Origin of the sequence: Bradyrhizobium sp., assembly GCF_004799445.1 — a bacterium.
Classification (GTDB): domain Bacteria; phylum Pseudomonadota; class Alphaproteobacteria; order Rhizobiales; family Xanthobacteraceae; genus Bradyrhizobium.
Genome location: NZ_SSNA01000034.1, coordinates 1 through 25169, shown reverse-complemented (window position 1 = coordinate 25169; position 25169 = coordinate 1). Strand labels below are relative to the sequence as shown.

The 25169-nt window shown below is 62.4% G+C and carries 25 protein-coding genes; 15 read left to right on the top strand and 10 right to left on the bottom strand.

Annotated elements, in window-relative coordinates:
- Positions 1-506 precede the first annotated feature (506 nt).
- Positions 507-1199 (bottom strand): cell cycle transcriptional regulator TrcR, encoded by a 693-nt coding sequence (locus E8A46_RS03875; protein ID WP_291557704.1) that lies wholly within the window; start codon positions 1197-1199, stop codon positions 507-509.
- Between the two features lie 251 nt (positions 1200-1450).
- Between E8A46_RS03875 and ispH the strand changes: the two genes are divergently transcribed.
- From ispH to rnhA, 3 genes are all read left to right on the top strand, one after another.
- The gene (gene ispH, locus E8A46_RS03870; RefSeq protein WP_291557703.1) at positions 1451-2416 is read left to right on the top strand and encodes a 4-hydroxy-3-methylbut-2-enyl diphosphate reductase; all 966 of its coding nucleotides are present in this window, start codon (positions 1451-1453) and stop codon (positions 2414-2416) included.
- A gap of 166 nt (positions 2417-2582) precedes the next feature.
- A complete protein-coding gene (locus E8A46_RS03865; RefSeq protein WP_291557700.1) occupies positions 2583-3566 on the top strand; it encodes a homoserine kinase in 984 nt (327 codons plus the stop codon).
- Entirely contained in the window at positions 3563-4015 is a 453-nt protein-coding gene (gene rnhA / locus E8A46_RS03860; RefSeq protein WP_291557697.1) for a ribonuclease HI, read from the top strand. The genes E8A46_RS03865 and rnhA overlap by 4 nt, the downstream gene beginning before the upstream one ends.
- Positions 4016-4151: 136 nt before the next feature.
- Here rnhA and E8A46_RS03855 read toward each other — a convergent pair whose 3' ends face one another.
- The 6 genes from E8A46_RS03855 to E8A46_RS03830 form a co-directional block, all read right to left on the bottom strand.
- The gene (locus tag E8A46_RS03855) at positions 4152-4637 is read right to left on the bottom strand and encodes a peroxiredoxin (RefSeq protein WP_291557694.1); all 486 of its coding nucleotides are present in this window, start codon (positions 4635-4637) and stop codon (positions 4152-4154) included.
- A gap of 108 nt (positions 4638-4745) precedes the next feature.
- A complete protein-coding gene (locus tag E8A46_RS03850) occupies positions 4746-5279 on the bottom strand; it encodes a DUF924 family protein (RefSeq protein WP_291557692.1) in 534 nt (177 codons plus the stop codon).
- Between the two features lie 43 nt (positions 5280-5322).
- A complete protein-coding gene (locus E8A46_RS03845) occupies positions 5323-7008 on the bottom strand; it encodes a long-chain fatty acid--CoA ligase (RefSeq protein ID WP_291557690.1) in 1686 nt (561 codons plus the stop codon).
- A gap of 277 nt (positions 7009-7285) precedes the next feature.
- Positions 7286-8683: a D-alanyl-D-alanine carboxypeptidase family protein gene (locus E8A46_RS03840; RefSeq protein WP_291557711.1), complete on the bottom strand. Its 1398-nt coding sequence runs from the start codon at positions 8681-8683 to the stop codon at positions 7286-7288.
- A 201-nt stretch (positions 8684-8884) separates the two neighbouring features.
- Complete coding sequence (locus E8A46_RS03835; protein ID WP_291557688.1) at positions 8885-10690, bottom strand: glucan ABC transporter ATP-binding protein/ permease; 1806 nt, start codon at positions 10688-10690, stop codon at positions 8885-8887.
- 212 nt (positions 10691-10902) lie between these two features.
- Positions 10903-11958, bottom strand: coding sequence for an ABC transporter substrate-binding protein (locus E8A46_RS03830; protein ID WP_291557686.1), 1056 nt, complete (start codon positions 11956-11958; stop codon positions 10903-10905).
- 439 nt (positions 11959-12397) lie between these two features.
- On the opposite strand from E8A46_RS03830, the gene hisE reads away from it, so the two are divergent.
- From hisE to serA, 9 genes are all read left to right on the top strand, one after another.
- Positions 12398-12799, top strand: a complete 402-nt coding sequence (gene hisE / locus E8A46_RS03825) for a phosphoribosyl-ATP diphosphatase (RefSeq protein ID WP_291557684.1) — start codon at positions 12398-12400, stop codon at positions 12797-12799.
- A 64-nt stretch (positions 12800-12863) separates the two neighbouring features.
- The gene (locus tag E8A46_RS03820) at positions 12864-13445 is read left to right on the top strand and encodes a YqaA family protein (RefSeq protein WP_291557682.1); all 582 of its coding nucleotides are present in this window, start codon (positions 12864-12866) and stop codon (positions 13443-13445) included.
- 52 nt (positions 13446-13497) lie between these two features.
- Positions 13498-14127, top strand: coding sequence for a hypothetical protein (locus tag E8A46_RS03815; protein ID WP_291557679.1), 630 nt, complete (start codon positions 13498-13500; stop codon positions 14125-14127).
- A gap of 97 nt (positions 14128-14224) precedes the next feature.
- Positions 14225-15193: a nitronate monooxygenase family protein gene (locus E8A46_RS03810; RefSeq protein WP_291557677.1), complete on the top strand. Its 969-nt coding sequence runs from the start codon at positions 14225-14227 to the stop codon at positions 15191-15193.
- Positions 15194-15337: 144 nt separating this feature from the next.
- A complete protein-coding gene (locus tag E8A46_RS03805; protein ID WP_291557675.1) occupies positions 15338-16012 on the top strand; it encodes a cupin domain-containing protein in 675 nt (224 codons plus the stop codon).
- A 302-nt stretch (positions 16013-16314) separates the two neighbouring features.
- Positions 16315-16563 carry a hypothetical protein gene (locus tag E8A46_RS03800; RefSeq protein ID WP_291557673.1) on the top strand — a complete coding sequence of 83 codons (249 nt, stop codon included), beginning with the start codon at positions 16315-16317 and terminating at the stop codon, positions 16561-16563.
- A gap of 124 nt (positions 16564-16687) precedes the next feature.
- Positions 16688-17335: a hypothetical protein gene (locus E8A46_RS03795; RefSeq protein WP_291557671.1), complete on the top strand. Its 648-nt coding sequence runs from the start codon at positions 16688-16690 to the stop codon at positions 17333-17335.
- A gap of 239 nt (positions 17336-17574) precedes the next feature.
- Positions 17575-18015, top strand: coding sequence for an SH3 domain-containing protein (locus tag E8A46_RS03790; RefSeq protein ID WP_291557669.1), 441 nt, complete (start codon positions 17575-17577; stop codon positions 18013-18015).
- Positions 18016-18136: 121 nt separating this feature from the next.
- Positions 18137-19381, top strand: a complete 1245-nt coding sequence (serA, locus tag E8A46_RS03785) for a phosphoglycerate dehydrogenase (RefSeq protein ID WP_291557667.1) — start codon at positions 18137-18139, stop codon at positions 19379-19381.
- Between the two features lie 33 nt (positions 19382-19414).
- Here serA and E8A46_RS03780 read toward each other — a convergent pair whose 3' ends face one another.
- Together E8A46_RS03780 and E8A46_RS03775 are read right to left on the bottom strand one after the other, a co-directional pair.
- Positions 19415-20398, bottom strand: coding sequence for a GGDEF domain-containing protein (locus tag E8A46_RS03780; protein WP_291557709.1), 984 nt, complete (start codon positions 20396-20398; stop codon positions 19415-19417).
- A 330-nt stretch (positions 20399-20728) separates the two neighbouring features.
- Positions 20729-21535 carry a transglutaminase family protein gene (locus tag E8A46_RS03775; RefSeq protein ID WP_291557665.1) on the bottom strand — a complete coding sequence of 269 codons (807 nt, stop codon included), beginning with the start codon at positions 21533-21535 and terminating at the stop codon, positions 20729-20731.
- 164 nt (positions 21536-21699) lie between these two features.
- Between E8A46_RS03775 and aspA the strand changes: the two genes are divergently transcribed.
- Entirely contained in the window at positions 21700-23157 is a 1458-nt protein-coding gene (aspA, locus tag E8A46_RS03770) for an aspartate ammonia-lyase (protein WP_291557663.1), read from the top strand.
- Positions 23158-23974: 817 nt separating this feature from the next.
- Here the strand turns inward: aspA and E8A46_RS03765 are convergent.
- Positions 23975-24289: a phasin family protein gene (locus E8A46_RS03765; RefSeq protein ID WP_291557706.1), complete on the bottom strand. Its 315-nt coding sequence runs from the start codon at positions 24287-24289 to the stop codon at positions 23975-23977.
- A gap of 329 nt (positions 24290-24618) precedes the next feature.
- Here E8A46_RS03765 and E8A46_RS03760 point away from each other — a divergent pair, with 329 nt between their 5' ends.
- Positions 24619-24786, top strand: coding sequence for a hypothetical protein (locus E8A46_RS03760; RefSeq protein ID WP_291557661.1), 168 nt, complete (start codon positions 24619-24621; stop codon positions 24784-24786).
- Positions 24787-24840: 54 nt separating this feature from the next.
- Positions 24841-25035 carry a hypothetical protein gene (locus E8A46_RS03755; protein ID WP_291557660.1) on the top strand — a complete coding sequence of 65 codons (195 nt, stop codon included), beginning with the start codon at positions 24841-24843 and terminating at the stop codon, positions 25033-25035.
- Positions 25036-25169: the final 134 nt, after the last annotated feature.

Sequence of the window (25169 nt, the reverse complement as noted above, 5' to 3'; positions counted from 1 at the left end):
GTAAACCATTGCGCGGGGAATGCCGGGTGATTCCGGTGTGACCTGACTAACGCGTGTGCGTTCTACTACTCACATTGCACACGCGGCTATCGGGCGCATCGGGCGCCCGGCATTCCCTGCGCCCTCTGATGGCAGAGGGCGGGACGTTCTCAGCACAACTCGCGCGAAACGCGCGGCGAGATCGCGAAGCTGTGTCCCGTCGTCATTGCCTGCGACAAACGCGCAGCGTTTGCGCAAGGGAGCGAAAGCGACGAAGCAATCCACTCTTCCTTGTTGCCCCATGGATTGCTTCGCTGACGCTCGCAATGACGGTTTGGAGGCCGCTTGAGTCCTTGTCGCTTGAAATTCGAATCTGCTCCGTCATCACTCGCGAAGGCGGGTGATCCAGTATTCCAGAGACATCAGTGATTGAGCCGAGAAGCCGCAGTCTACTGGATACCCCGCCTTCGCGGGGTATGACGACCTCAGTCGGTGCGGCGTGTCTCGCTGATGCGACGTCGCCCGCCCTACTCTTCATCCGCCTTCTTGCCGCCGATGGTCTTCAGCTTGGCGAACACGGCGTCGACATTGAGATCGTCGCGCTGCTTCTCGGTCGGCTCGAACTCCGGCTCCTTGCGGGTGGTCTCGGAGGCCGGCAGCAGGGTGGCGCCGCCATAGGCGGTGTCGGTCGGCTTCTCCTTGGCCGCGCGCTGGACCTCGAAATCGAGCTCGATCTGCGAGCACAGGCCGAGCGTCACCGGGTCCATCGGGGTCAGGGTCGAGGCGTTCCAGTGGGTGCGGTCGCGGACGCTGGCGATGGTGGTCTTGGTGGTGCCGACCAGGCGCATGATCTGGGCGTCCTTCAATTCGGGGTGATTGCGTACCAGCCACAGGATCGCGCTCGGGCGCTCGTGGCGGCGCGAGACCGGGGTGTAGCGCGGCCCCTTTTTCTTGGCCTGCGGCGGCAGGGCCACCTTGCTCTCGCCGAGCTTGAGGCGGTAATTCGGGTCCTTTTCGCCCTTTTCGATCTCGTCGCGGGAGAGCTGGCCGGTCGAAATCGGGTCCATGCCCTTGATGCCCTGGGCGGCATCGCCGTCGGCGATGGCGCGCACCTCCAGCGGGTGCATTTTGGTGAAATCGGCCACCTGATCGAAGGTCAGCGCGGTGTTATCAACCAGCCACACGGCAGTCGCCTTTGGCATCAGCGGTGCATTGCTCATGGCAAATCTCCTTTGCGCTTCGCCCACCCCTTGGGAGGCGAAGCCGTGGTCATCAGCGATGACGGGAATTACGCCCTATATAAGCCGTCCGGGCGGACCTGCGCAATGGTTTGCTGACCACCCTTGACAGCGCCCAAAAGGCGTCCCAAGTCCTTTTGCGAAGTCCTCTGCCAGGCCCGTTAACGAATTGTCCTTACCCGAACAGACCGTTCCCCGCCCGTCGGCCGGGGTGGTTCGGCCCGAGACCCCTTATGCCAGCCAAACCACCTCTCAAAATCGTGCTTTGCTCGCCGCGGGGCTTCTGTGCCGGCGTGGTGCGGGCGATCGACACCGTGGAGCGGGCGCTGACGATTTACGGCGCCCCGGTCTATGTCCGCCACGAGATTGTCCACAACCGCTATGTCGTCGACAGCCTGCGGACCAAGGGGGCGATTTTCGTCGAGGAACTGGCCGAAATCCCCGACAATACCAACGCCCCGGTGGTGTTTTCGGCCCACGGGGTTCCAAAATCGGTCCCCGCGGACGCCCGGGCCCGCAATTTCTTTTCGCTCGACGCCACCTGCCCGCTGGTCACCAAGGTGCACCGCGAGGCCGCGATCCATTTCAAGCGCGGCCGCGAGATCCTGCTGATAGGGCATTCCCATCATCCGGAAGTGGTCGGCACGCTCGGACAATTGCCGCCCGGCGCGGTGACGCTGATCGAGACCGCGCATGATGCGGCGACCTTCACGCCGAAGGATCCCGACAACCTCGCCTTCGTGACCCAGACCACGCTGTCGATCGACGACACCGCCGAAATCGTCGCGTTGCTGAAGCAGCGTTTCCCGAACATCTCCGGTCCGCACAAGGAAGACATCTGCTACGCCACCACCAACCGCCAGCTCGCGGTGAAGAAGGTGGCGCCGGTGGTCGACGCCCTGATCGTGGTCGGCGCGCCGAATTCTTCCAATTCGCAGCGCCTGCGCGAAGTCGCCGAGCGCGAGGGCTGCCGAATCGCGGTGCTGGCGCAGCGTGCCGGCGATCTCGACTGGTCGAAATTCGAGGGCATCAAGAGCCTCGGCATCACGGCGGGCGCTTCGGCGCCGGAAGTGATCGTCGAAGAGATCATGGGCGCGTTCGCCGAGCGATACGAACTGCATGTGGAGACGGTCTCGGCCGCGGAAGAGAACGAATTCTTTCCGTTGCCGCGTTCGCTGCGGCCCGACGCCGCGGAATAGCGCTAGTGCGGCGGATTTGAAGTTCCTACCAGTTGGCCGCGCGCTCATTCAGGAACTTCAAATCCATTAGACGCACTAGCATCGAAATTTGGTAGCGTCCCTTTGATTCCGAAGTTCGCATCAGAGGGTGCCGCGGGGGGAGCGAACTTCGGAATCGGGACGCTACATGGCGGTTTATACCGACGTCGCCGCCGACGAGCTTGCGGAATTCCTCAAAACCTACGAGATCGGCGAGCTCTTGTCCTACAAGGGCATCGCCGAGGGCGTCGAGAATTCCAATTTCCTGCTCCACACCACCTCAGGTTATTTCATCCTGACGCTGTACGAGAAGCGGGTGGCGAAAAGCGACCTGCCGTTCTTTCTCGGCCTGATGACCCATCTGGCCGCGCGCGGCATCAACTGCCCGCAACCGGTGAAGAACCGGGCCGGCGACGCGCTCAGCGTGCTGGCCGGCCGTCCGGCCGCGATCATCAATTTTCTGGAAGGCATCTGGCCGCGCAAGCCCAACGTGGCGCATTGCGCCGGCGTCGGCGAGGTGCTGGCGCAGATGCATCTGGCCGGGGCCGATTTTTCGATGGCCCGCGCCAATGCGCTGTCGGTGTCGGGCTGGCGTCCGCTGTTCGAGCAGGCCGCGTCGCGCGCCGACGAGGTGCAGCCCGGACTGCGCGATTTTATCGGTGCCGAGCTCGATCATCTCGAAAGCGGCGTCTGGCCGAAGGATTTGCCGCACGGGGTGATTCACGCCGATCTGTTTCCGGACAACGTGTTTTTCCTTGGCGAACGGGTGTCCGGCGTGATCGATTTCACCTTCGCCTGCACCGACATGCTGGCCTATGACGTGGCGATTTGTCTGAACGCCTGGTGCTTCGAGAGCGATTGCTCGTTCAACGTCACCAAGGCGCGCGCCTTTCTCGGCGCCTACGGCCGGACGCGGAAATTGTCCGATGCCGAGCAGCAAGCGCTGCCGCTGCTGGCGCGCGGCGCGGCGTTGCGCTTCCTGCTGACGCGGCTGGTCGATTTTCTCAACGTGCCCGCGGGCGCGCTGGTGCGGCCAAAGGATCCGCTGGAATATTTCCGCAAGCTGCGCTTTCAGCAAAGCGTGGCCGGCATCCGCGATTATGGCGTCGCAACCTCCGGGTTGATGGCGTGAACGCGCTGCCCTCGGTCATCATCCACACCGATGGCGCCTGCTCGGGCAATCCCGGGCCGGGCGGCTGGGGGGCAATTTTAAAATTCGGCGACGTCGAAAAGGAATTGAAGGGCGGCGAGGCGCATACCACCAACAACCGGATGGAATTGATGGCGGCGATTTCCGCGCTGGAAGCGCTCAAGAAGCCCTGCACGGTCGATCTCTATACCGACAGCCAGTATGTGCGCCAGGGCATTACCGGCTGGATCCATGGCTGGAAGAAGAACGGCTGGCGCACCTCCGACAGGAAGCCGGTCAAGAATGCCGAATTGTGGCAGCGGCTCGACGCCGCGCTGAAGCCGCATCAGGTGCGCTGGCACTGGGTCAAGGGCCACGCCGGCCACGACGAAAACGAGCGCGCCGATCAACTGGCGCGCGACGGCGTGGCGATGGCGAGGTTGAGGACGTAGGGGAAGGTCATTTCTGGGTTCGTCATTCCGGGATGGTGCGTTAGCACCAGACCCGGAATCTCGAGATTCTCCGATGTGCAATTGCACATCGGAGTTCGCTCGCTTCGCGCTCGCGCCCCGGAATGACAGGGAGAACTTAAAGCTGTCCCAGCAGTGTGTCGCCGCCGGAAACCTCGACCTTGCCGGGCGCCGGCTCGAGATTGAGCTTCTTGACGACGCCGTCATCCACCAGCATCGAATAGCGATGCGAGCGGATGCCGAGCCCATTGCCGGAGCCGTCCAGCTCCATGCCGATCGCCTTGGTGAATTCGGCGTTGCCGTCGGCGAGGAAAGTGGCCTCGTCGCGCTGGTCGGTGTCGCGCTTCCAGGCGTTCATGACGAAGGCATCGTTGACCGAAACGATCGCGATCGTGTTGATGCCCTTGTCCTTCATGGCGTAGGCGTTGAGAAAGATGCTCGGCAGATGCATCTTGTGGCAGGTGCCGGTATAGGCGCCGGGCACCGCGAACAGGGCGACCTTCTTGCCCTTGAAGATATCGTCGGTGGTCCTGACCTGCAGCCCGTCGGCCGTCATCACGCGAAACTTTGCTTCCGGCAGCTTGTCGCCAACTTTGATGGTCATCGTCAATTCTCCTCAAATGTGCGGATGTTTCTTAAACCGGGCAGGCCAGCGGCACAATATTCGGCGCCATGAAAACGGCAATGGCCTCGCGCGTTCACTGTTCTGTCATCAGGCGGAAAACCCGCCCTGGTCGAGAAAGGCCTGTTCTTCCGGCGTGGTGCGGCGTTCCAGAAGGCGATTGCGATGCGGAAAGCGGCCGAACCGGCGGATGATGTCGGCATGCTCCTCGGCGTATTTCAGGTTCTCGGCGTTGCCGGCGTTGCGGAACAGGTCGATGCAACGCAGCTGGTCGGCCAACTGCTCCGAATGCATGAACGGCATATAGAGAAACTCCAGCAAACCCGCATCGACGCGCAGGTCTGCGCCACGATCGATGGCGCGGCGCGCGACCTCGCGGGCCAGCGCGTCGCTTGAATAGGTCCTGATATCGCCGCGAAACATGTTGCGTGGAAACTGATCGAGCACGATGACCAGCGCCAGCGCGCCCTCGTCGGAGGCTTCCCAGGATGACAGTTCGCCGGCAGCCGCCTTCTGCCACAGAGCGAGGAACCGGCTGCGCACGCGCGCGTCGAACGCGGCGTCGCGCTTGTACCAGCGCTCGCGGCCGACCTGGCGCCAGAAGCCGAGGATCTCCCCAGGCATGGTCTTGCGAGCATCAGTCACGAACCGGCTCGCGCTCGTTCACTCAGGCGGCCGCGGCCTTTTTCTCGTCCCGCAACTCGCGGCGCAGGATCTTGCCGACATTGGTCTTCGGCAGGGCGGTCCTGAACTCGATCTGCTTTGGCACCTTGTAGTTCGTCAGCTGCGTGGTGCAGAACTTGATCACGTCCTCGGCGGTGAGGCTCTGGTCTTTCCTGACGATGAAGGCCTTGACGGCCTCACCCGAACGCGGATCGTCGACGCCGATCACCGCGCATTCGAGCACGCCGGGATGGCTTGCGATCACTTCCTCGATCTCGTTGGGATAGACGTTGAAGCCCGAAACCAGGATCATGTCCTTCTTGCGATCGACGATCTTGGTAAAGCCGTCCGCAGTCATCACGCCGATATCGCCGGTGCGGAAATAGCCGTCTGATGTCATCACCTTGGCGGTCTCGTCAGGCCTGTTCCAGTATCCGGCCATCACCTGGGGGCCCTTGGCGCAGATTTCGCCGGGCTGACCGAGCGGCACTTCGTTGCCATCGTCGTCGCGGATCGACAGATAGGTCGACGGAACGGGAAGACCGATCGAACCCGAGAAGCTGTCGATATTGGCGGGGTTGCAGGTCAGCGTCGGCGAGGTTTCCGACAGGCCATAGCCCTCCGACAGCGCGCAGCCGGTCACCGCCAGCCATTTCTCCGCGACCGGTTTCTGCGTCGCCATGCCGCCACCATTCGAAACCTTGAGCTTGGAGAAATCCACCTTGTCGAAACCGGGCGTGTGCAACAGGCCGTTGTAGAGCGTGTTGACCCCCGGGAAGAAGTTGATCTGGTATTTCATCAATTCCTTGACGAAGCCCGCCATGTCGCGCGGATTGGGGATCAGCAGATTGGTGCCGCCGGCGCGCATTCCCAGCAGGAAACACGCCGTCAGCGCGAAGATATGGTAGAGCGGCAGCGCGCAGACGATCAAGAGCTGGTCGACATGCGGCGGCTTCTCCAGCGCCGGCTGCAACCAGGCGTCATTCTGCAGCACGTTGGCCAGGATGTTGCGATGAAGCAGCGTCGCTCCCTTGGAGACGCCGGTGGTGCCGCCGGTATATTGCAGGAAGGCGACGTCGTCGGGGGTGAGCTTCGGCTTGTCGAGCATCATGCCGCGGCCGGCGGCGACGGCGTCGTTGAAGGCGACGGCGCGCGGTATCGAATAGGGCGGCACCATCTTCTTCACGCGGCGCACCACCAGGTTGACGATCACGCCCTTGAGGCCGAGCAGGTCGCCCATGCTGCCGACGATGACGTGCTTGAGCGAGGTCTTGCCCATCACCTGCTGCACGGTGGTCGCGAAGTTCTCCAGCACGATGATGGCCTCGGCGCCGGAATCCTTAAGCTGATGCTCGAGCTCGCGCGGGGTGTAGAGCGGGTTGACGTTCACGACCGCGAAGCCCGCGCGCAGTACGGCGGCGGTCGCGATCGGATATTGCAGCACGTTCGGCATCATCAGCGCGACGCGCGCGCCCTTCTCCAGGCCCTTGCTCTGCAGGTAGGCCCCGAGCGCCTGCGACATCTCGTCGAGGTCGCGGTAGCTGACGGACTTGTCCATGCAGATGAAAGCCTTGCGATCGCTGAATTTCGCAAAGCTTTCTTCCAGCAGCTCGACCAGAGATGAGTATTGGGTCACATCGATATCGGCGGGCACGCCGGCCGGATATTGCTTGAGCCAGATGCGCTCCATGCTATTTCCCCTCTTGGTTCGTTGCCTTGAGCATCGCCCGTTCGTTGGGACGAGACGCAGTGTTTTGGGCAGTATTGAGCATTGCGGCGGCCGATGGCAAGCGCCGGCGCGCCTTGCGCGCATGGGGAAAGTGCCGGTCCGAGCGGACGAAACCGATCGAGCCTCGGCTCGGTTTGAATCAGAACCGAGCCTCCAATTGCCGGATTTGACGCGTTTCTCTACGCGACCGACACTACCCACGGATCAAGTCCGAGGGCATGCTTCGCTCGAAAACGCCCTAGCCGCGCGGCGCGGCCGCGGGTTTTTGATCGGACGTGCCGGCGTCTCCGGTCGTGCTCTTGGGCGCGGGTTTGGCCGCAGGTTTTGCCACCGCCTTGGGCTTTACCGGCCTTTCGGCGGCCTCCGGCTTGGCGTTCGCGTGCTTGGCGATCGACTTCGCACCTGATTTGGCGTCCTTGCCGGCATCCTTGGTCTGGTTCTTGGGCTCGGCCGCAGTATCCGGCTTTTTCGCCGCAACCCGCGCCTTCTTCCCGCGATGCTGCGTCGGCTGTTCGTCGGCGTCTGCGGCGGTGGCGGCGATCAAGGCGGCCCCGGTCCTGGTCGGCCCGGTATAAACAGGGATCGGCTCGGACGGCGCAGCCGCCGCAGCCAGCAATTCCGACGGCTTCAGTGTCGGCGGCTGCAGACCGGCGGTGAAGAACGCCAGCGCGGGCTCACTGTTGCTCGATCCGGCGTTGCCCGCCACCGTGTCCTCATCCTCGTCGCTGGCCGGCTTGTGGCGCTTGCCGCTACACATCTCGTCGCGCAGGTTCGGCGGCGAGGCATCGATCGGTACCAGATTGTCGACGGTGCCGAGCGAGGGGCGCAGCCAGGACAGCGTGTTATTCGCAAAGCCGCGCTCAAGCAGCTGGGCTGCTCTTACCGCGCGCATCTGGCCGGACGATGCACCGAGCACCACCGCGATCAGCCGTTTGCCGTTGCGGGTGGCGGAGGCCACCAAATTGTAGCCGGAGGCGCAGATGAACCCGGTCTTGAAGCCATCGGCGCCGGGATAGCGTCCGATCAGCTTGTTGAAGTTTTGCGTGACCTTGCGGCCGTAGCGGATCGAGGGAATGTGGACGAAATATTCGTATTCCGGAAGGTCATGAATAATCGCGCGGGCAAGGATCGCCAGATCGCGCGCTGAAGTGATCTGACCGTCCGCCGGCAAGCCGTTCGGATTGACGTAGCTTGTCTGCGTCATGCCGAGCTGCTGCGCGTTCTGGTTCATCAGCGCCGAAAAACCGTCGATCGAGCCACCGACGCCCTCGGCCAGCACCACGGCCATGTCATTGGCCGACTTCACCAGCATCATCTTGAGCGCATTGTCGACGGTCACCTGGATGCCCGGACGGAAACCCATCTTCGAGGGCGATTGCGAGGCCGCCACCGGCGATACCGTCAGCAAGGTATCGAGCGTCATCCGCCCTTCCTTGACGGCCTTGAGCGTGACATAGGCCGTCATCAGCTTGGTCACCGATGCGGGATACCAGGGATAGGTCGCGTTCTCGGCCTGCAGCACCTTTCCGGTATCGGCTTCAACGACCAGCAGCGCCTCGGCATGCGCCATGCGCGGCGTGACAACGCCAAGCGCCGCGACGATGAGGATCCAGTTCAACGATGGCTTGAATGGCAACGGGCGAAGAAAGTGCACTATCCGATTCCGGTCCTTTGAGACCCGCCTTCGCGAAGGAGGTCCTCACCATGTGACGTTCGGGTTTCAAGCGTGTCCGGCGCCGTCGCTCACGGCTGTTGCAAACTTTATACCGGCTTGCCGGTCCGGAACAGAGGCTCAACCATTAAATCGTGGACGAAATAGGCCGAATTTCGGCAATGCCTAAATCTTGACTGCGGCATTGCCTGCGTGGGGTGCCTGAATGCTGGCCCGCGCGCTCTCTGAAACCATGAATTGGGCCCGTGCGAGCTCCGCAAAACGGCCGCCTTTCGCCACTAGTTCATCGAAAGTTCCGCTTTCGATGACCTTCCCGTTGTCGAACACCAGGATGCGCGTGGCGTTGCGAATGGTCGAAAGCCGGTGCGCGATCACGAAGGTGGTGCGTCCCTTCATCACCTCGTCGAGCGCAGCGTTGACCTTGGCCTCGGTCACGGCATCGAGCGCGCTGGTCGCTTCGTCGAGGATCAGGATCGGCGGATCCTTCAGCAGCGCCCGCGCAATCGACAGCCGCTGCCGCTCGCCGCCGGACAGCATCCGCCCGCGCTCGCCGGCATTGGTTTCAAATCCCTGTTCGCTGCGCTCGATGAATTCCAGCGCCTGTGCCCGGGCCGCCGCGGTCCGCAATTCCCCGTCGGTGGCGTCCGGTTTGCCGACCCGCAAATTGTCCGCGATCGACCGGTTGAACAGCAGCGCCTCCTGAAACACCACGCCGATATTCCGCCGCAGCGCCGTCAAGGTCAGGCCGCGGACGTCCATGCCGTCGATCCTGATGAAGCCCGATTGCGGATCGAACGCGCGATGCAGAAGCGCAATCGCGGTCGATTTTCCGGCGCCGGTCGGGCCGACCAGCGCGATGGTCTGGCCCGGCAGCGCCCTGAACGAGAGGTCCTCGACCGCAGGCCGCTTGCCGTCATAGGAAAATGAGACGTCGTTGAACTCGACCAGGCCCGCAAGCCGCCCGGTGTCGATCGCGTCGGGCCGGTCGCGGACGGCGGGCACGGCGTCAAGGACGTTGAAGAACTCCTGCAGCCGCGGCGCCTCCATGAACACGTTGTTGATGAAGCTGACCACCTGCTCCAGCTTCTGGATCAGCATGGTGGCGAAACTGACGAACATCACGATTTCGCCGACCGAGCTGAGGCCCTGTTCGTGCAGCACGATGCCGACGGTGAAAATCGCCAGTACGGTGATGGTGGTCGAGGCTCTGGTGATCACGGTGACCAGCGCCCACCACGACAGCACCGGCATCTGCACCGCCAAAAGCTTGTCGGCGACGAAGCGCAGCCCCTGCACCTCGGCATCGATACGCACGAAGCTTTGCACCAGCGCCACGTTGCCGAGCGCATCGGAGGCGCGGGCGGAAAGGTCGCTGTAATGCGCCTCGACCTCGTTCTGCATGCCGTAGGTCTTGCGCACCACCAGCGTGGTGAGCACCGTAAACACCACACAGAGAACGAACAGCAGGATCGCCAGCCGCCAGTTGATATAAAATGCGAGCGGCAGCAGGACCACCAGCGACATGATCGCGGCGAAATGCTCGCGGAAAAACCCGAGCCACAGCCGCCACAATGAATCGGTTCCGTTCAGCATCACCTTCATCAGGCGCCCGGAATGGGTGCCGGTGTGGAAGGTCAGGGGCAGTTGCATGATGTGCTCGAAATAATTCGTCAGCACCGCCTGACGCTGGCGATGGGCCAGCCGATCGGCGTGCAGCGCGACGGCGGCGCTGCACAGAATGGTGAACAGGCCGAACGCCGCCCAGGCCGCCAGCAGCGGCCAGGCCGACGATGACCCGAGCGGTCCCCCGGATGGCTTGCCGGAGAGAACGTCGACGATACGGCCGAACAGCACGGGTTCGGCGAATTGCGCGCCGGCCAGCAGCAGATTGGCGCCGGCCAGGATCCAGCCCAGCCGTGCTTCTTTGCCGAGCAAATCAAGGACGCGCATATAGAGGCGAGGCAGGGACATGCGGCTCAAGGACTCACGGCTGCGACGGGACGGCAGATCGACCCGTTCGCAACACGCATTCTAATCAGGGATCGCCGGCAAGATACAGCGGGCGCGCGTAATCCGCCCAGAGTATATGCGGTTTGGCGATAAGATCATGCGCTAATTCAATCATTTAACGCGCGATTGGACGCACCGGCAGCCACTTTTGCTGGTCGCGCGGTGGCCCTTGCTCAATTGATCAGGCGGTCGCCGCGCGGCGGCAGGAAGCTATCGTCGAAAATAGCGGCTGCGGAAGGCCGCTTGCTGAATTTGAAGTCCTCGCCCACCTGGTCGATCGACCGCTCGAGCCGGATGGGATCGACCCCGCCGATGCCGTTGCGTTTCACCTCGCTGGTGAGGATGTTGTCTTCAATTACGTTGCGCAGGCGTTCCAGCTCAAGATCGCGCGAGCCGTCGTCCATGCGGCCGAGAACCTCATCCACCGCGTGTCCGGGCTCCCTGATGGCCAGATTGGTGCCGGCGATCACCGCGCGCAAGAAGCCCTTCACCGCCTCGGGTTGTCTGGCGGCGAATGCCGGGTTGACGATCACCGCGAACCCGTAGGCCTCGCAGCCATAGTCGTTGAAGCGCAGCACGGCGAGGTCGTCGGCCGGAACGCCGCGGTCCCTCAAGTTCACGGCCGACAGATACGAAAAGCCGGTCACGGCATCGACCTGACCGGCGGACAGCATCGGTTCGCGCACGGCCGCACTCATGTGGTTCTCCTTGACGCTTGCGATCTTGATGCCGTTGCGGTGCGCCAGTGCCGGCCACAGCCGGAGCGACAGGTCGCCGTCGGCAACGCCGAGCGTTTTGCCCTCGATATCCGAAAGCACATGGATGCCCCGGCTCTTGCGCGCGACGATGGCGTAGGGCGACTTGTTGAACAGCACGAACACCGCCTTGATGGGCGGCGCATCGTGGTCGCGAAAGCGGATCAGCGCGTTGATGTCGACCAGCGCGAATTCACTTCCCCCGGTGGCGACGCGCGCAATCGCTTCCGGCGATCCGCCGGCAACGTCGGTCGTGACCGCGAGACCCTCCGCCGCGAACAAGCCGTCGGTCGCCGCCACTATGAAAGGGGCGACGCTGGCATTGATCGGACGATCGAAGGAGAACTGGATCGCGACGGGTTGGCGGTTTTCGCCTGCGGGCCGGCCTTCCACCGCGCCCAGGTACGCAAGACCCAGCAGGCCGATCAGTGAAGCCAGAACGGAGCGGGCAATAATTGTCTGACTTGCGCGCATCAGCATCACACCGGGCCTAAAGGTCAGTTGCCACGCCGGATATGTTGGTTTCATGACGTCGGGACGACGTGGCGCTCATTGTGCCGGATGAAACCTGAACAGTCGATGAGTAGTCGGGGCCGCCGTTCGGCCCGTCCTTGCCCGTAGCCCGGCGCGATGCCGGCGGGTTGGCTGCCGGAGACCGGTCCGGCCGGAACGGGTTGGACCCCGTCCGTTATGGCGCCAACCCGTATCATTACGGCGGTGACGCCGCCCGTTGCGGCGGCTATGGCTGTGGCTGGCGGCAAGCGTGCACCGCCTCCGAAGCGGTCCGTTCGCCGGCCGGTAACCGCAAGTCTTTCGACCGAATTAATCCAATGGTCACCGTGGCCGGCGGATTTCTTCTTTGCCGGCAGGCGCCGTTAACACGCCGGCTACGCGTTTGGATTAGCTTCAAGGCATGAGTGATTCGCTCGAGCGGCTTTATCTTGCTGTCATCGCGGCCAAGGATCTCGATCCGGCGGTTTCGCGAACGGCACGGCTGTTTCAACGCGGCCCTACCAAGATGGCGAAGAAACTGGCCGAAGAAGCCATCGAAGTCGTGATCGACGCCGTTAACGGCAAGACCGACGCCGTGGTCAGGGAGAGCGCCGACCTGCTCTACAATCTCACGGTGTTGTGGGCGTCGGCCGGTGTGCGGCCCGAAGACGTTTGGCGCGAAATGGAACGGCGCGAGCATTTGCTTGGAATTGCCGAGAAGCTGCCGAAATCACCGGTCAAGGTGCCCAAGGTTTCGCCACCTCGGGTCGCGCGGCGACCAATTGTCGCGCTTGAGAGCCGCAGTCTGCGCAAGCGCTATTGAGGCAGCCCGAAGTTCCCTGGATTCCCGGCATAGACAAATCCGCCTCAGGGTGGTTCATCGCGGCATGCTGAGACGGATTTACGATTGGTGTATCGACGCCGCGCACAAGCCATACGCGCTATGGATCATGGGGGCGGTGTCATTTGCGGAAAGTTCGTTCTTTCCGGTGCCACCGGATGTGATGTTGATCCCGATGTCGCTGGCGCGTCCGCAGCGGGCGTGGCTTTACGCCTTGGTCTGCACGGCGACGTCGGTCGTGGGTGGTATCCTCGGCTACGGCATTGGCGCGCTGCTCTACGATTCGGTGGGGCACTGGCTGATCGAATTCTATGGACTTGGCGGCAAGGTCGAGGCCTTCCGCGCCTCCTATGCCGAATGGGGCGCGTTGATCATCATCGGCAAGGGCCTGACGCCGATTCCCTACAAGCTCGTGACCATCACCTCGGGTTTTGCCGGCTATAACATCTGGCTGTTTGTGCTGTGCTCGATCATTGCCCGCGGCGGACGCTTCTTTGTGGTGGCGATCCTGCTCAACCGCTACGGCGAGTGGATCCGGGTCAGGATCGAGAGCCATCTGGGGCTGTGGGTGGCGCTGGGAGCCGCCGTGCTGATAGCGGGCTTTATTGTCGCGCTTCGCATGATCTGAAGGCGGCCTGAAGTGCTTTGCCGGTTCGCCGCTTCAGGCTACGCTCGACCTCATGCTTGATCGATCCGGCAACCTGCTGCCGCTGCCCAGGACGTGCGTCGCTACAGCAGGCATGGCGCTGTCGATATGGATGATCACCGCCGGTGCAGGGTGGTCGCAGGGCGCATCGCCGCCATCGTCACCGCCGCCCTTGTCCCTTGGTGTCCAAGCGCCGGCCCAGCAAGCGGTGCCGGATCAGCCGACGCCGCCACAAGGCGGGCCTGCATCGCCACAAGACCCAAAGGCGCGCGAGGAAAATCCCGGCCTGATCAACGAAATGGGAAAGATATTCGAGAAATCCCTGTCGATCTTGCCGACGCTGAAGAGCCCAAGCGAGGCCATCGACGATCTCAATGCACGCGCCAAGGATGCCGCAAAGGATGCGGGCGAGAGCCTGTCGCGCCTGGCCAAGCCTTCTTCCATGGTGACGGGACGCATGAAATGTCCGGCTTCCGCCAACGGTGCCCCGGACTGCAAGGACGCCGCCGACAAACTCTGCCAGAGCAAGGGTTTCAAGGAGGGCAAGAGCCTCAATTCGGATTCCGCGGAAGCCTGTTCTGCGAAAGTTCTGATTCCCGGCCGGACACGCAAGCCGGACGATTGCCGAACCGATTATTACGTCACCCGCGCGCTGTGCCAGTAGCGTCCGGGCCCGCGCGATTGCTTTCTTGGTATGATGTCTGGCATTCTTTGTTCGACGCATGATGCCTTCCCCAACAACGCCTGAGGATTTTTGACGCATGTCCATGCCTGCCTTGTTCAAGGGCCGTCTGTCGATTCCCGTGATCGGTGCCCCACTGTTTATTATCTCCGTCCCCGAACTCGTGATCGCGCAGTGCAAGGCAGGAATTGTAGGATCGTTTCCGGCGCTGAACGCGCGTCCGCCCGATCTGCTCGAGCAGTGGCTGGTGCGGATCAAGCAGGAGCTCGCCGCGCACGACAAGGCCCATCCCGATTCCCCGTCGGCGCCGTTCGCCGTCAACCAGATCGTGCACCGGTCGAACAACCGGCTCGAGCACGATCTGGCGCTGTGCGAAAAGCACAAGGTGCCGATCATCATCACCTCGCTCGGTGCGCGCGAGGAACTCAATCAGGCTGCGCATCGCTGGGGCGGCATCGTCTTTCACGACGTCATCAACCAGAAATTCGCGCACAAGGCGATCGAGAAGGGCGCCGACGGCCTGATCCTGGTCGCCGCCGGTGCCGGCGGCCATGCCGGGGTGATCTCGCCATTCGCGTTCGTGGCGGAGACCAGGCAATGGTTCGACGGGCCGCTCGCGCTGTCGGGCGCCATCGGCAATGGCCGCGCCATCCGCGCGGCGCGGCTGTTGGGGGCCGACTTCGCCTATATCGGCTCGGCCTTCATCGCCACATCAGAGGCGAATGCGGTTGCGCCTTACAAGCAGATGATCGCCGCCTCGAGCGCGGAGGATATCGTCTATTCCAATCTTTTCACCGGCGTGCACGGCAATTACCTGAAGCCGTCGATCGTGGCGGCCGGCATGGATCCGGAAAATCTTCCGCAGTCCGACGCCTCGAAAATGAGTTTCGGGACCGATGCATCGGGTGAGCGCGCCAAGCCGAAAGCCTGGAAGGAAATCTGGGGCTCGGGCCAGGGCGTCGGCAGCATCGGCAAGATCGTGCCCGCCGCCGAACTGATCGCGCGATTCAAAAAGGAATACGACGAGGCCGTCGATCCACCGCTGTGACGTCCGATCCCCACTGCACCGCGTCCGCACACGCTGCAGCTTCAGGACATTCGGTTAACCCTTCATTGGCCGCGACGCGGGACGCCGGACTGGCTGTTGCTTGTGCGCGGTCTGGTTCCGCGCAATAGTGCGGCCGAACAAGCGATGACGGAGACAAACGCGGTGCGGCAGGATAGTGACGGCGGTGGCGCCAGGCGGCGATTTCTGCAGCGGGCCGCATGGCTGTGCGGCGCGATGTTGGGGTCGAACATGGCAGCGACCGCAGCTGCCGGCGCGGCGGAGACGGCAAGGGGAACTGGCAGCACGATGATCAACGACATGACGGCGGACGATGTTCTGAAACTCCTGAAGCTCGAGCCGAACGCCACCTGCGGCTTCGTCCGCGAGACCTATCGCGCCAGCCAGCAGATTGCGCCGGGCGGATTGCCGGCGCCGTTCGCCGAAGGCCGCCCGCTCGGCTCGGCGCTGTACTTCATGGTGACGCCGCAGGCGCCGGTGCGGCTGCACCGGATTCGCAATGACCAGCTCTACCATTATTACCTCGGCGACCCGATCGAGGTACTGCTGCTGCGCGGCGAGGGCGAGCACATCGTCGTCGGGCCGGATCTGCGCGCGGGCCACCGCGTGCAGCTGCTGATTCCCGGCAATACCTTCCACACCGCGCGCATCATCGGCAGCCGGCGCTGGTTTCTCGGCGCCAGCACCGAATGGCCCGGCGTGATCCCGGCCGATGTCGAGCTCGGCAAGCCCGATCTGCTGACCGCGAAATTTCCGAAGGTCGCCGCCGACATTCGCAACTATCCGCTTTCGGTGGATTGACGGCACGCCGCGTTCGGCCGGGCGTCGCGGCGCAAACTGCCGGACGCCGAATTGATCGCGGGCTTCGAAAGGGAATACGGCGAGGCCTTCGATCCGCCGCTGCGAGGTCGAGGCGAACCGTGCACTCCCGGGTGGCTGCCAAGGCATTGCCATCACGGGGGTCATCAAACCTCCCGCCCTGCCGACCGAAGCCATCGCGGCGTTTGCCGTCTTAACGCGGCATTAACCAAACTGGTCCCAAAAATCATGTCCGAGGTCGTTCGTCGCTGGCGCGGCGCGTCCGCGGTTGAAGGGGCCTGGACATGGATTTCGACACATTCTTTGCGAAGACGCCGGCCACCCTCGACGAGATCAAGAACCGGGTCGCCTGCGCCCTTGAGCGCCATCCAAAGTGCCGCGACGTGCAATTCGACATCGTCAGCATGCCGCGCTCGCACAAGGGCGGTAACTGGACCATCAGCCTGCAGTCGATCGCCCCCGACGCGCTGTGGGAGGCGTCCGATATCGTGGCCGACATCCAGGAAGCCTACGAGCTCACCGTCGCGGCCTGACCGCTCACGTCTTCGCGCTGCCGCCAGATTGGGCAGCCGCCCCGGCGGCGGCACGGTTAGGCCTTAATTATTACCCAGTTATCGGGAAAATGACGGCGGTTCGCGCAAGGAAACGGAGAATGGCTTGACCCGAGCAATGACCATTATCGTGCTGACCTGCTTCCTCGTCGTCGGGGCGGCCGCTGCCAGCATTCTGGGCCGCGATAGCGTGCCGGCGGCCGGATCTGAGACGGCAACCGCGCCAGCCACCGTCCTCATTTCGAACAAGGCGGCCAAACAGGACAGGCTGGCAGTCGCTGCGGTGGCGCTGGCTTCGTTCGAACCGCCGCAAACCGCCGCGATCCCAAGCGAACCGCTGCGGCAGTCCGTCGCGGCCACCCCCCCGGCTGATATCGAGGCGCCGAAGCTCGCAGAGCCGGTGGCACTGCCGAAGCCGAAGCTTGTCAGCAAGCCGCCGGTGCAAAAATCCTACGCGCTGCTGAGCGACGCGCAGATCGCCGGCATCAAGGATCGTCTCAAGCTTTCGTCGTCGCAGGAATCATATTGGCCGGCGGTGGAGAGCGCGTTGCGCGCCGTGGCCCGCAAGATCCACGCCACGCGGCAGGTCGACCCCAATGCGACCGGCGCGCCGATCGATCCCGATGCCGAAGAAGTGCAGCAGCTGAAATCAGCCGCGATGCCGCTGTTGTTTCAGCTGCGCGAAGACCAGAAGCGCGAGGTGCGCACGCTCGCCCGCCTGATCGGTCTGGAGAAAGTGGCCGCGCAGATCTGAGCGGCCACGGCGCGCGTTCAATTCAGGGCGCGGCATCCTGATGCATGGACGGCATGATAGCCGCGGCATCGGCGGGCCGGCCATTTGGTGTGACGACCTTCTCTGCCCTCGTTTCGCGATCAATTGACCGGAAAACCCAAGCCTGTTTTGACCGCGAGGGTCTTGAAGGCGAAGCCGCTGCTGCGGTTAAATACACGCGAGGGGGCGTCGCGACGAGAGAAGGAATCACGAGGAGAGCCATGAGCTTTTTGCGGATCGCGGCATCGGCCGCCATATTCACCCTCCTGTCAGCCGTTTGCGCGACGGCCAAGCCAATCACCACCACCGGCGAGACGAATTTAAGGAAATCGCCTGGCACCGACAGTCCGGTTCTGACCATTATCGCGAAGGGAACCACGGTCGAGGTCGGCAAGTGCAGCAATGGATGGTGCGAAACTTCCGCGGATGGTCAGAACGGCTATGTCATCGCCCGAAATCTCGGCCTGGCGTCGGCACCGCGACCACGCCCCGCTCCGCAGGTCTATGACGAGGAAGTCGAGGAGGTTGGGCCGCCGGTCTATGGTCCGAGAGTCTATGCCGGCCCCCCGGCCTATTATGGCTACCGGTCGTATTATGGCTACGGGCCGTATTACGGGTATTATGGCGGATGGGGATACCGGGGTTGGGGATGGCGCTGGTAGGGTGCGCGACCGCTTCCAGCGGTTAGGCTCACCCCCGGCGTGCATCGCGTGATGCGGCATCGACCGGCTTGAAATGATCGCGGGGGGAGTGGCCTGCTCGCCGATGATCCATGGAGATGAAATGGCGTCCCATCCTTCGCAGCCGGAGCGGAAGGCCAAGGCTCTTCTGCTCGAGGGCGTGAACGACAGCGCCGTCGAATTGTTCTTGAATTCGAAGAATATCCAGGTCGAACGCCTGCCCAAGGCGCTGGAAGCGGACGCGCTGCGCGAGGCCGTCAAGGGCGTCGAACTGCTCGGCATTCGTTCCCGAACCCAGCTGACCCACGATATCCTTGCCGATGCCGACCGGTTGACCGTCGTGGGATGTTTCAGCGTCGGGACCAACCAGGTCGATCTGGACGCCGCCCGCAAGCAGGGCATTCCGGTCTTTAACGCGCCATTCTCGAACACCCGCAGCGTGGCGGAGCTGGTGATCGGCGAGATCGTCATGCTGCTCCGACGGATCTTTCCCCGCTCGGTCGCCGCTCACGAAGGCGCGTGGGACAAGTCCGCAACGGACAGCCACGAGGTGCGGGGCCGCACCCTCGGTATCGTCGGTTACGGCAATATCGGTTCGCAGCTGTCGATGCTTGCGGAAGCGATGGGCATGAGGGTCATTTTCTTCGACCATACCGACAGGCTTCGGCACGGCAACACCGAGCCGGTCGAGACCCTGCATGATCTGTTGGCGCAGAGTGACATCGTCAGTCTGCATGTTCCGGAGACGCCGGCGACATCAGGCATGATCGGAGAGACCGAACTGCGGTCGATGAAGCCGGGTTCCTTCCTGATCAACAACAGCCGCGGAACGGTCGTCGATCTCGACGCGCTGGCGAAAGCGCTTCGCGACGGTCATGTCGCGGGAGCCGCGATCGATGTTTTTCCCGTCGAGCCGTCCTCGAATTCGGATCGCTTTCGAAGTCCCCTGCAGGGGCTGAAGAACGTGATCCTGACCCCTCATATCGGTGGTTCGACCGAGGAGGCGCAGGACCGTATCGGCAGGGAAGTGGCCCGCAAGATGCTCGATTATTTCAGCGGCGGCTCCACGATGGGCGCGGTGAACTTCCCGCAAGTCCAGCTGCAGGCACATCCGCTCGGAACCCGCTTCAGCCACGTTCACCGCAACGTGCCCGGCATGCTCCGGCGGTTGAACGAAATATTCCTGCAACGCGACATCAACATTGTCGCGCAATATCTGGAGACCGACCGCGAAGTCGGTTACGTCGTGCTCGATGCGGACATGGCCGGACACGACAGCCTTGAGCTTCTCGAGGGAATTCGCGCCCTCGACGGCACGATCCGGGCGAGACTTGTGTATGAGCACTAGGGCGGGAAGACGCGGAACGCGAGATCACGCGAATTACGCGGCGGCAATCTTGCCTTCCAGGTCGCTTTCCGTGATCGTGCGGTTGCGGCCGGACCGTTTCGCCTTGTAAAGCGCGCGGTCACAGCGCTCGATCATGACTTCCGCGGGCTCGGCCGGGCGGAATTGCGCAACGCCGACGGAAACGGTCACGCTCGATATTTCCTCGCCGGTGGTGCGGCGGGTCAGGTGTGCCTCGGAAATGCGGCGGCGAAAGCGTTCGCCGACATCGGCACAAACCTCGAGACTGGCGCCTGGAAGCACCGCCATCAGCTCCTCGCCTCCATAGCGCGCCGCAAGATCGCCTTCGCAAACGCTGTCCTGCAAGACCCTGGCAACCAGCCGCAGAACCTGATCGCCGACCTGATGTCCGTAGCTGTCGTTGAAGTTCTTGAAGTGATCAATGTCGATCATCAGGAGGCCGAGCGGCTCGCCTGTCTCCATCGCGGCCATTTGCGCGGAACGAAGGAACGCTTCAAATGAGCGTCTGTTGGCGAGCCCCGTGAGGGCATCGGTATTCGAGTGCAGTTCCGCCAGTTTCAGCGAGTCGCGAATCTTGTCCAGTTCTTCCGATGTCTTGAGGAAATTCGTCTCCAGGCCTGAAGCGCGCGTCGTCGCATTTGACAGCTCCTTCACCAGCTTTTCGATGATCGGTCGGGGATCGCCGACCGCCTGAAATTGCGAGGAGACTTCGCCGAGCGCCTCGATCTGCGTGCGGTTGTCGGAGATGGCGGTTTCAAGGAATTCCTTGGCGCCGGAAATCACGCCCCGGAGCTGCTCGGGAAATTCCTCCGCGACGGCGTTATCGGACCTTGGATTGATGTAGGTGACATAGAGATCGCGATTGACCGCCGAATCGAATTTTCGCTTGTTGACAATCAGGGTATCGATGGTCTGTCGCAGCGCCGGTGACGCACCCATTGCATAGTCGAACCATACCGAAAAATTCTCCGGAGTGGGCGGTACGGCCTGCTCCGACATCAGGCGATTGGCCCGATCCGCGATCACTGTCGCGTAATCGAAATCGACCTCATCGAATGCGTTGCTCATTCCGGTGGTCCGTCTTCCTTCAACGGCGGAATCGCGTCCGCTGCCCGAATCCCGCAGGCAATTGGGCCTTCGGGTTGCAAAGTAGCCCCGACCTCTAAAGGATGATTTAAACATTTCAGATGCATTGGGCGGATGTAGCGCGTGGCAGCTATTCGCAAACCTGTCACCTGCCGCGAAGATCGCCTCCCGAAGCTCTGTCTCGTCCCACCCGCCTGCTGTTAGGCGCTCGGCTTGCCGTTGCCTTGCCGCAATCCGGAACTCTCACACCACCTCATCGGTCCAGACTTTAAAGCTGACCAGCGTGTTCGGCCCGAAGGTTTGGGTAATCGGAACGTCGGCGGCATCGCGGCCCTGGGCGATCAGGACACGGCCGATCCGCGGAATATTGTTGCGTGCATCGAAGGTGTACCAGTGGCCGCCGATAAAGGCCTCGAACCAGCCGGCAAAATCTCCCGCCGCGTAGGGGGGCGGCATGCCGATGTCGCCGAGATAACCGGTGCAATAGCGTGCCGGAATGTTCATGCAGCGGCAGAACGTAATGGCGAGGTGGGCGTAATCGCGGCAGACGCCCTTGCCCTCGTTGAACACCTCCCATGCCGTCATGGTCGGCCGCGCATGCTCGTAACCGAACGCGATGTGATGGTGCACAAAATCGCAAATCGCCTGGACCCGTGCCCAGCCCGGCGTGGTCTTTTCAAACAGCTTCCATGCAATATCGGAAAGCCGGTCGGTCTCGCAGTAGCGGCTGCCAAGCAGATAGACGATGGCCTCCGACGGCAGGTCCTCCACGGCGTGTTGCACGGCGGCAGGCGCGATCACATCGGGCAAACCGCTGTCGCGAACCATCCCGTCGGCTGAGAGGCGCACGCGCCCGGCGGGTGCTACGATCCGGCTGCACCAGTTGCCGAAGCCGTCGCGATAGGGCGTGATGGGCACCGAAGGGCTGATGGTCAGGTAATCGGGCACCAAAACGTCGGAGGCCCGCGTAAAATGCGTGCCTACCACCGCGATCAAGGGTGTCGGCTGCGGAAAGTCGTAGATCATCTCGAAGCCGACGCGAATTTTCATGCAAACACCCGATTCCAGCCGCTGGCACGATTCAAGAATGGCGTCGCCGTCGCCGGACCGCCCTGTTGTGAGATAAGCTCGCTATCGGTCTCGACAAGGCTTGGAAAATCCGTCGCGTGCTGATCTTATCGGCATCTCGCGAACATCCCGACCGGAGGCTTTCGATGAGCACGCGGCGCGAACACGATCTTTTGGGTGACCGGGACGTTCCGGCGGACGCTTACTATGGCGTCCACACCCTGCGTGCCGTGGAAAATTTCCCGATCACGGGAACGCCGATCTCGATCTATCCGGACCTGATTGCGGCGCTGGCTTCGATCAAGCTGGCCGCGGCGAAGAGCAACCGCGAGCTGGGGCTGCTCGATCAGACGCGGGCCGACGCCATCGTCGCCGCCGCCGAGGAGATCAAGGCCGGCCGGCTGCATGAGCAGTTCGTGGTCGATGTCATCCAGGGCGGGGCCGGCACCTCGACCAACATGAATGCCAACGAAGTCATTGCGAACCGCGCACTGGAGCTGCTCGGCCGGCCCAAGGGCGATTACAAATTCTTGCATCCCAACGAACACGTCAATATGAGCCAGAGCACCAACGACGTCTATCCGACGGCGCTCAAGCTCGCGGCCTATTCCGGAATCATGGGATTGGTTGACGCCATGGTGGTGTTGCGTCAGGCGTTTGAGGCGAAGTCCGAGGAGTTCAAGGACGTCATCAAGATGGGCCGGACTCAATTGCAGGACGCCGTGCCGATGACGCTGGGCCAGGAATTCTCGACCTATGCGGTGATGCTGGGAGAAGACGAGCAGCGGCTGAAGGAAGCGGTGCTGCTGGTTTGCGAAATCAACATGGGCGCCACCGCGATCGGCACCGGCATCAACGCGCATCCGCAGTATGCCCGCCTGGTCTGCGAGCATTTGCAGGCGACGACGGGCATTCCGGTCGTAACCGCATCGAACCTGATCGAGGCGACCCAGGATTGCGGAAGTTTCGTGCAGCTGTCGGGCGTCCTGAAGCGGGTCGCGGTCAAGCTGTCGAAAACCTGCAACGATTTGCGCCTGCTGTCGTCGGGACCGCGCGTCGGGCTCGGCGAGATCAACCTGCCGCCGATGCAGGCGGGCTCCAGCATCATGCCGGGCAAGGTCAACCCCGTTATCCCCGAAGTCGTCAACCAGATTGCCTTCGAGGTGATCGGAAACGATATCACGGTCAGTTTTGCGGCCGAGGCCGGTCAATTGCAGCTGAATGCCTTCGAGCCGATCATCGCGCACAGCCTGTTCAAAAGCGTCAACCACCTGCGGGCCGGTTGCCTGACGCTGGCCACGAAATGCGTGAGCGGCATCACCGCCAACCGCGAGCATCTGCGCCGCGGCGTCGAAAATTCGATCGGAATAGTGACCGCGCTCAATCCCTATATCGGCTACGCCAACGCGACCGAGATCGCCCAGGAAGCGCTGATCACCAACCAGAGCGTCTACGATCTGGTGCTGGCGAGGAAGCTGCTCACCCGCGAACAACTCGACGATATTCTGCAGCCGGGGGTGCTGACCCGGCCGCGATCGTTCGGCACCGGCCCCGCGCTGGCGGAAACGCAACCGCTCAGCGTGCGCCGGGACCAGGTCGATTGATGCCCGGTCTGGTCGGCTCGCAATCTTTGCTCACGCCCTGAGATTTCGCTCACGACGCGCCATGTGGCCTCATATCGGGATTGCCCGCAGGTTCTGGGCTTTGCGGTGCCGGCGTCGAGGGCGGCGATGTTTACGTCGGCGGCTGCAGTTCACCGACGAGCCAGCCAACGTCTCCGGACTTCACCGGATCCGACGCGATAGCGATTTTTTCGACATGATTGCATTTGGCGCAGCCGAAGGTGCGAAGTTCGAATCCGGTAGGCCCCGGCGAGATGCGCGCAAGCATCATGCGCGTCCGGCATTTCGGGCAGCGAAGTTCCCGAATGGCAAGCAGTGGGATTGCGGCGGGGTAATCGGTCATGGCATTCGACCCTTTCGCTCAGGCGGGAGCTTGAAACTCCCGGCCACTCGGAGCCACCGAACAGCGGCGATGTTGCAACCAGCATGGTCTTCCGGCTTTCCGAGCCGCTGTTCAATATTGCTCAGATTGCTGAAAAAAATCGAACGTGTCCATGGCCGCATTCCAGAACCGGCGCCACGACCATGTTCTGCTGGTCGCAAATCAGTTTCGCAATTTTGCGTCGCATGATCAGAATTGCACAGACTCTTTCGGCCCGGCGGCCGAAGATGGCTTTGGCGGTCGGTAGGGCGCAACGGAAGGAGAGGGGTCTGCGAATGCGTCCTCTGCGACAGCCCTGAGGCGATCTCAGGTGCCAACCGGACGAGCCAAATTGCCGCCAGTCAATCGTTCGGCTAATGGAGGAGTTCCGTGTCTTCTGCGGGACTCCTTCCAGCCGGCGCTTCAACAGGCGGTCGCTTATGTTGCAACAATGCCACTGAATGGCTTGTAGGATTGCTTGGCAAGATCACCGTACAGTACGCCGATCTTCTGTGACTCGGCTAAGAATGTCTCGTAGGCGGTCTTCGCAAATTCGGTTTGAATTTCAATCATCTTGTCGAGCGACCTTGCGCCCGAGAGCTTCTCGACAAACGACTTTGTGTCCGCAAAAGATTTTTTCGTGTAGCCGGCATACGCCGTGGCAATCGCTTGCAACCCGCCCGCGAAGCCGTCGGTTGAGCTGTTTGCTTTGGCCGAGCCATCGGCTTTGGCTGGTCCAGCTGTTGCATCGATGGCTGGGTTGATTGGCTGTTTGACATCCCGTTGGCGCGTGAATTTCTGATTCGGTTTACGGGCTTTGCGTTCGACATTTTGGAGTTTTCCTTAGACTTGAACAGCGAACCAACGGCGCGCCGCCCCGATGTTGCGCCAAAGCCGCGGTTCCCGCTTGGTCAAGGGGCGGTCATTGTGTGTTCGTAGGATGATATCGGAACTCAGGCGAGGCCGAGTTACCCGAAGATGTCAGGCTGACCGCCACATCGCATATAAACTGCCATTTCCTTGGTGTCGGAACGACGCAGACTCTGAGCCGTTGTCATGCTGTTCCCATGAAAGGAAACAACATGACGAACCAAAACCAACCCGGCCAGCAGAATCAAGCACCTGGTCAGAAGCCAGGTCAACAGCAAGGGGCGGTCAGAAACCCGGCCAACAAAGCCAGAAGCCCGGCGGTGGTGACAAAAATCCCAAACAGCCTGACGAGCAAACCAGCAATACCGATACGTAACTGACAGAAACGGCCCGCTTCGGCGGGCCGTTTTCGATGACAGCAGAAGGAAACAAAAATGTCGCGCCACAATGAAATGCCGCCGGTACCGCCGGCCAACCGCAGTCACAAGGGAACCGGTGACAGCATCGAAGCGAACAAAGACACCTCGAAGACGAGGACTGACATGAATACTGCCGAGCAGGGCGACACGGCCAACATCAAGCAGAACACGACCAATGCCGGGTTCTTCAAGGGGCGGCGCGTCAAGTAGCGTCGTCGCCGCGATCTGGCGCCGCCGCCTTTAGCGCGACAGCCGTTTCGCGTTTGCGGCGACGTGTTCCCGGTAACGTTCAACAACACTGCCGGCCGTCGCGCCAGACATCAGGCTCGCACTGGCCTCGATCA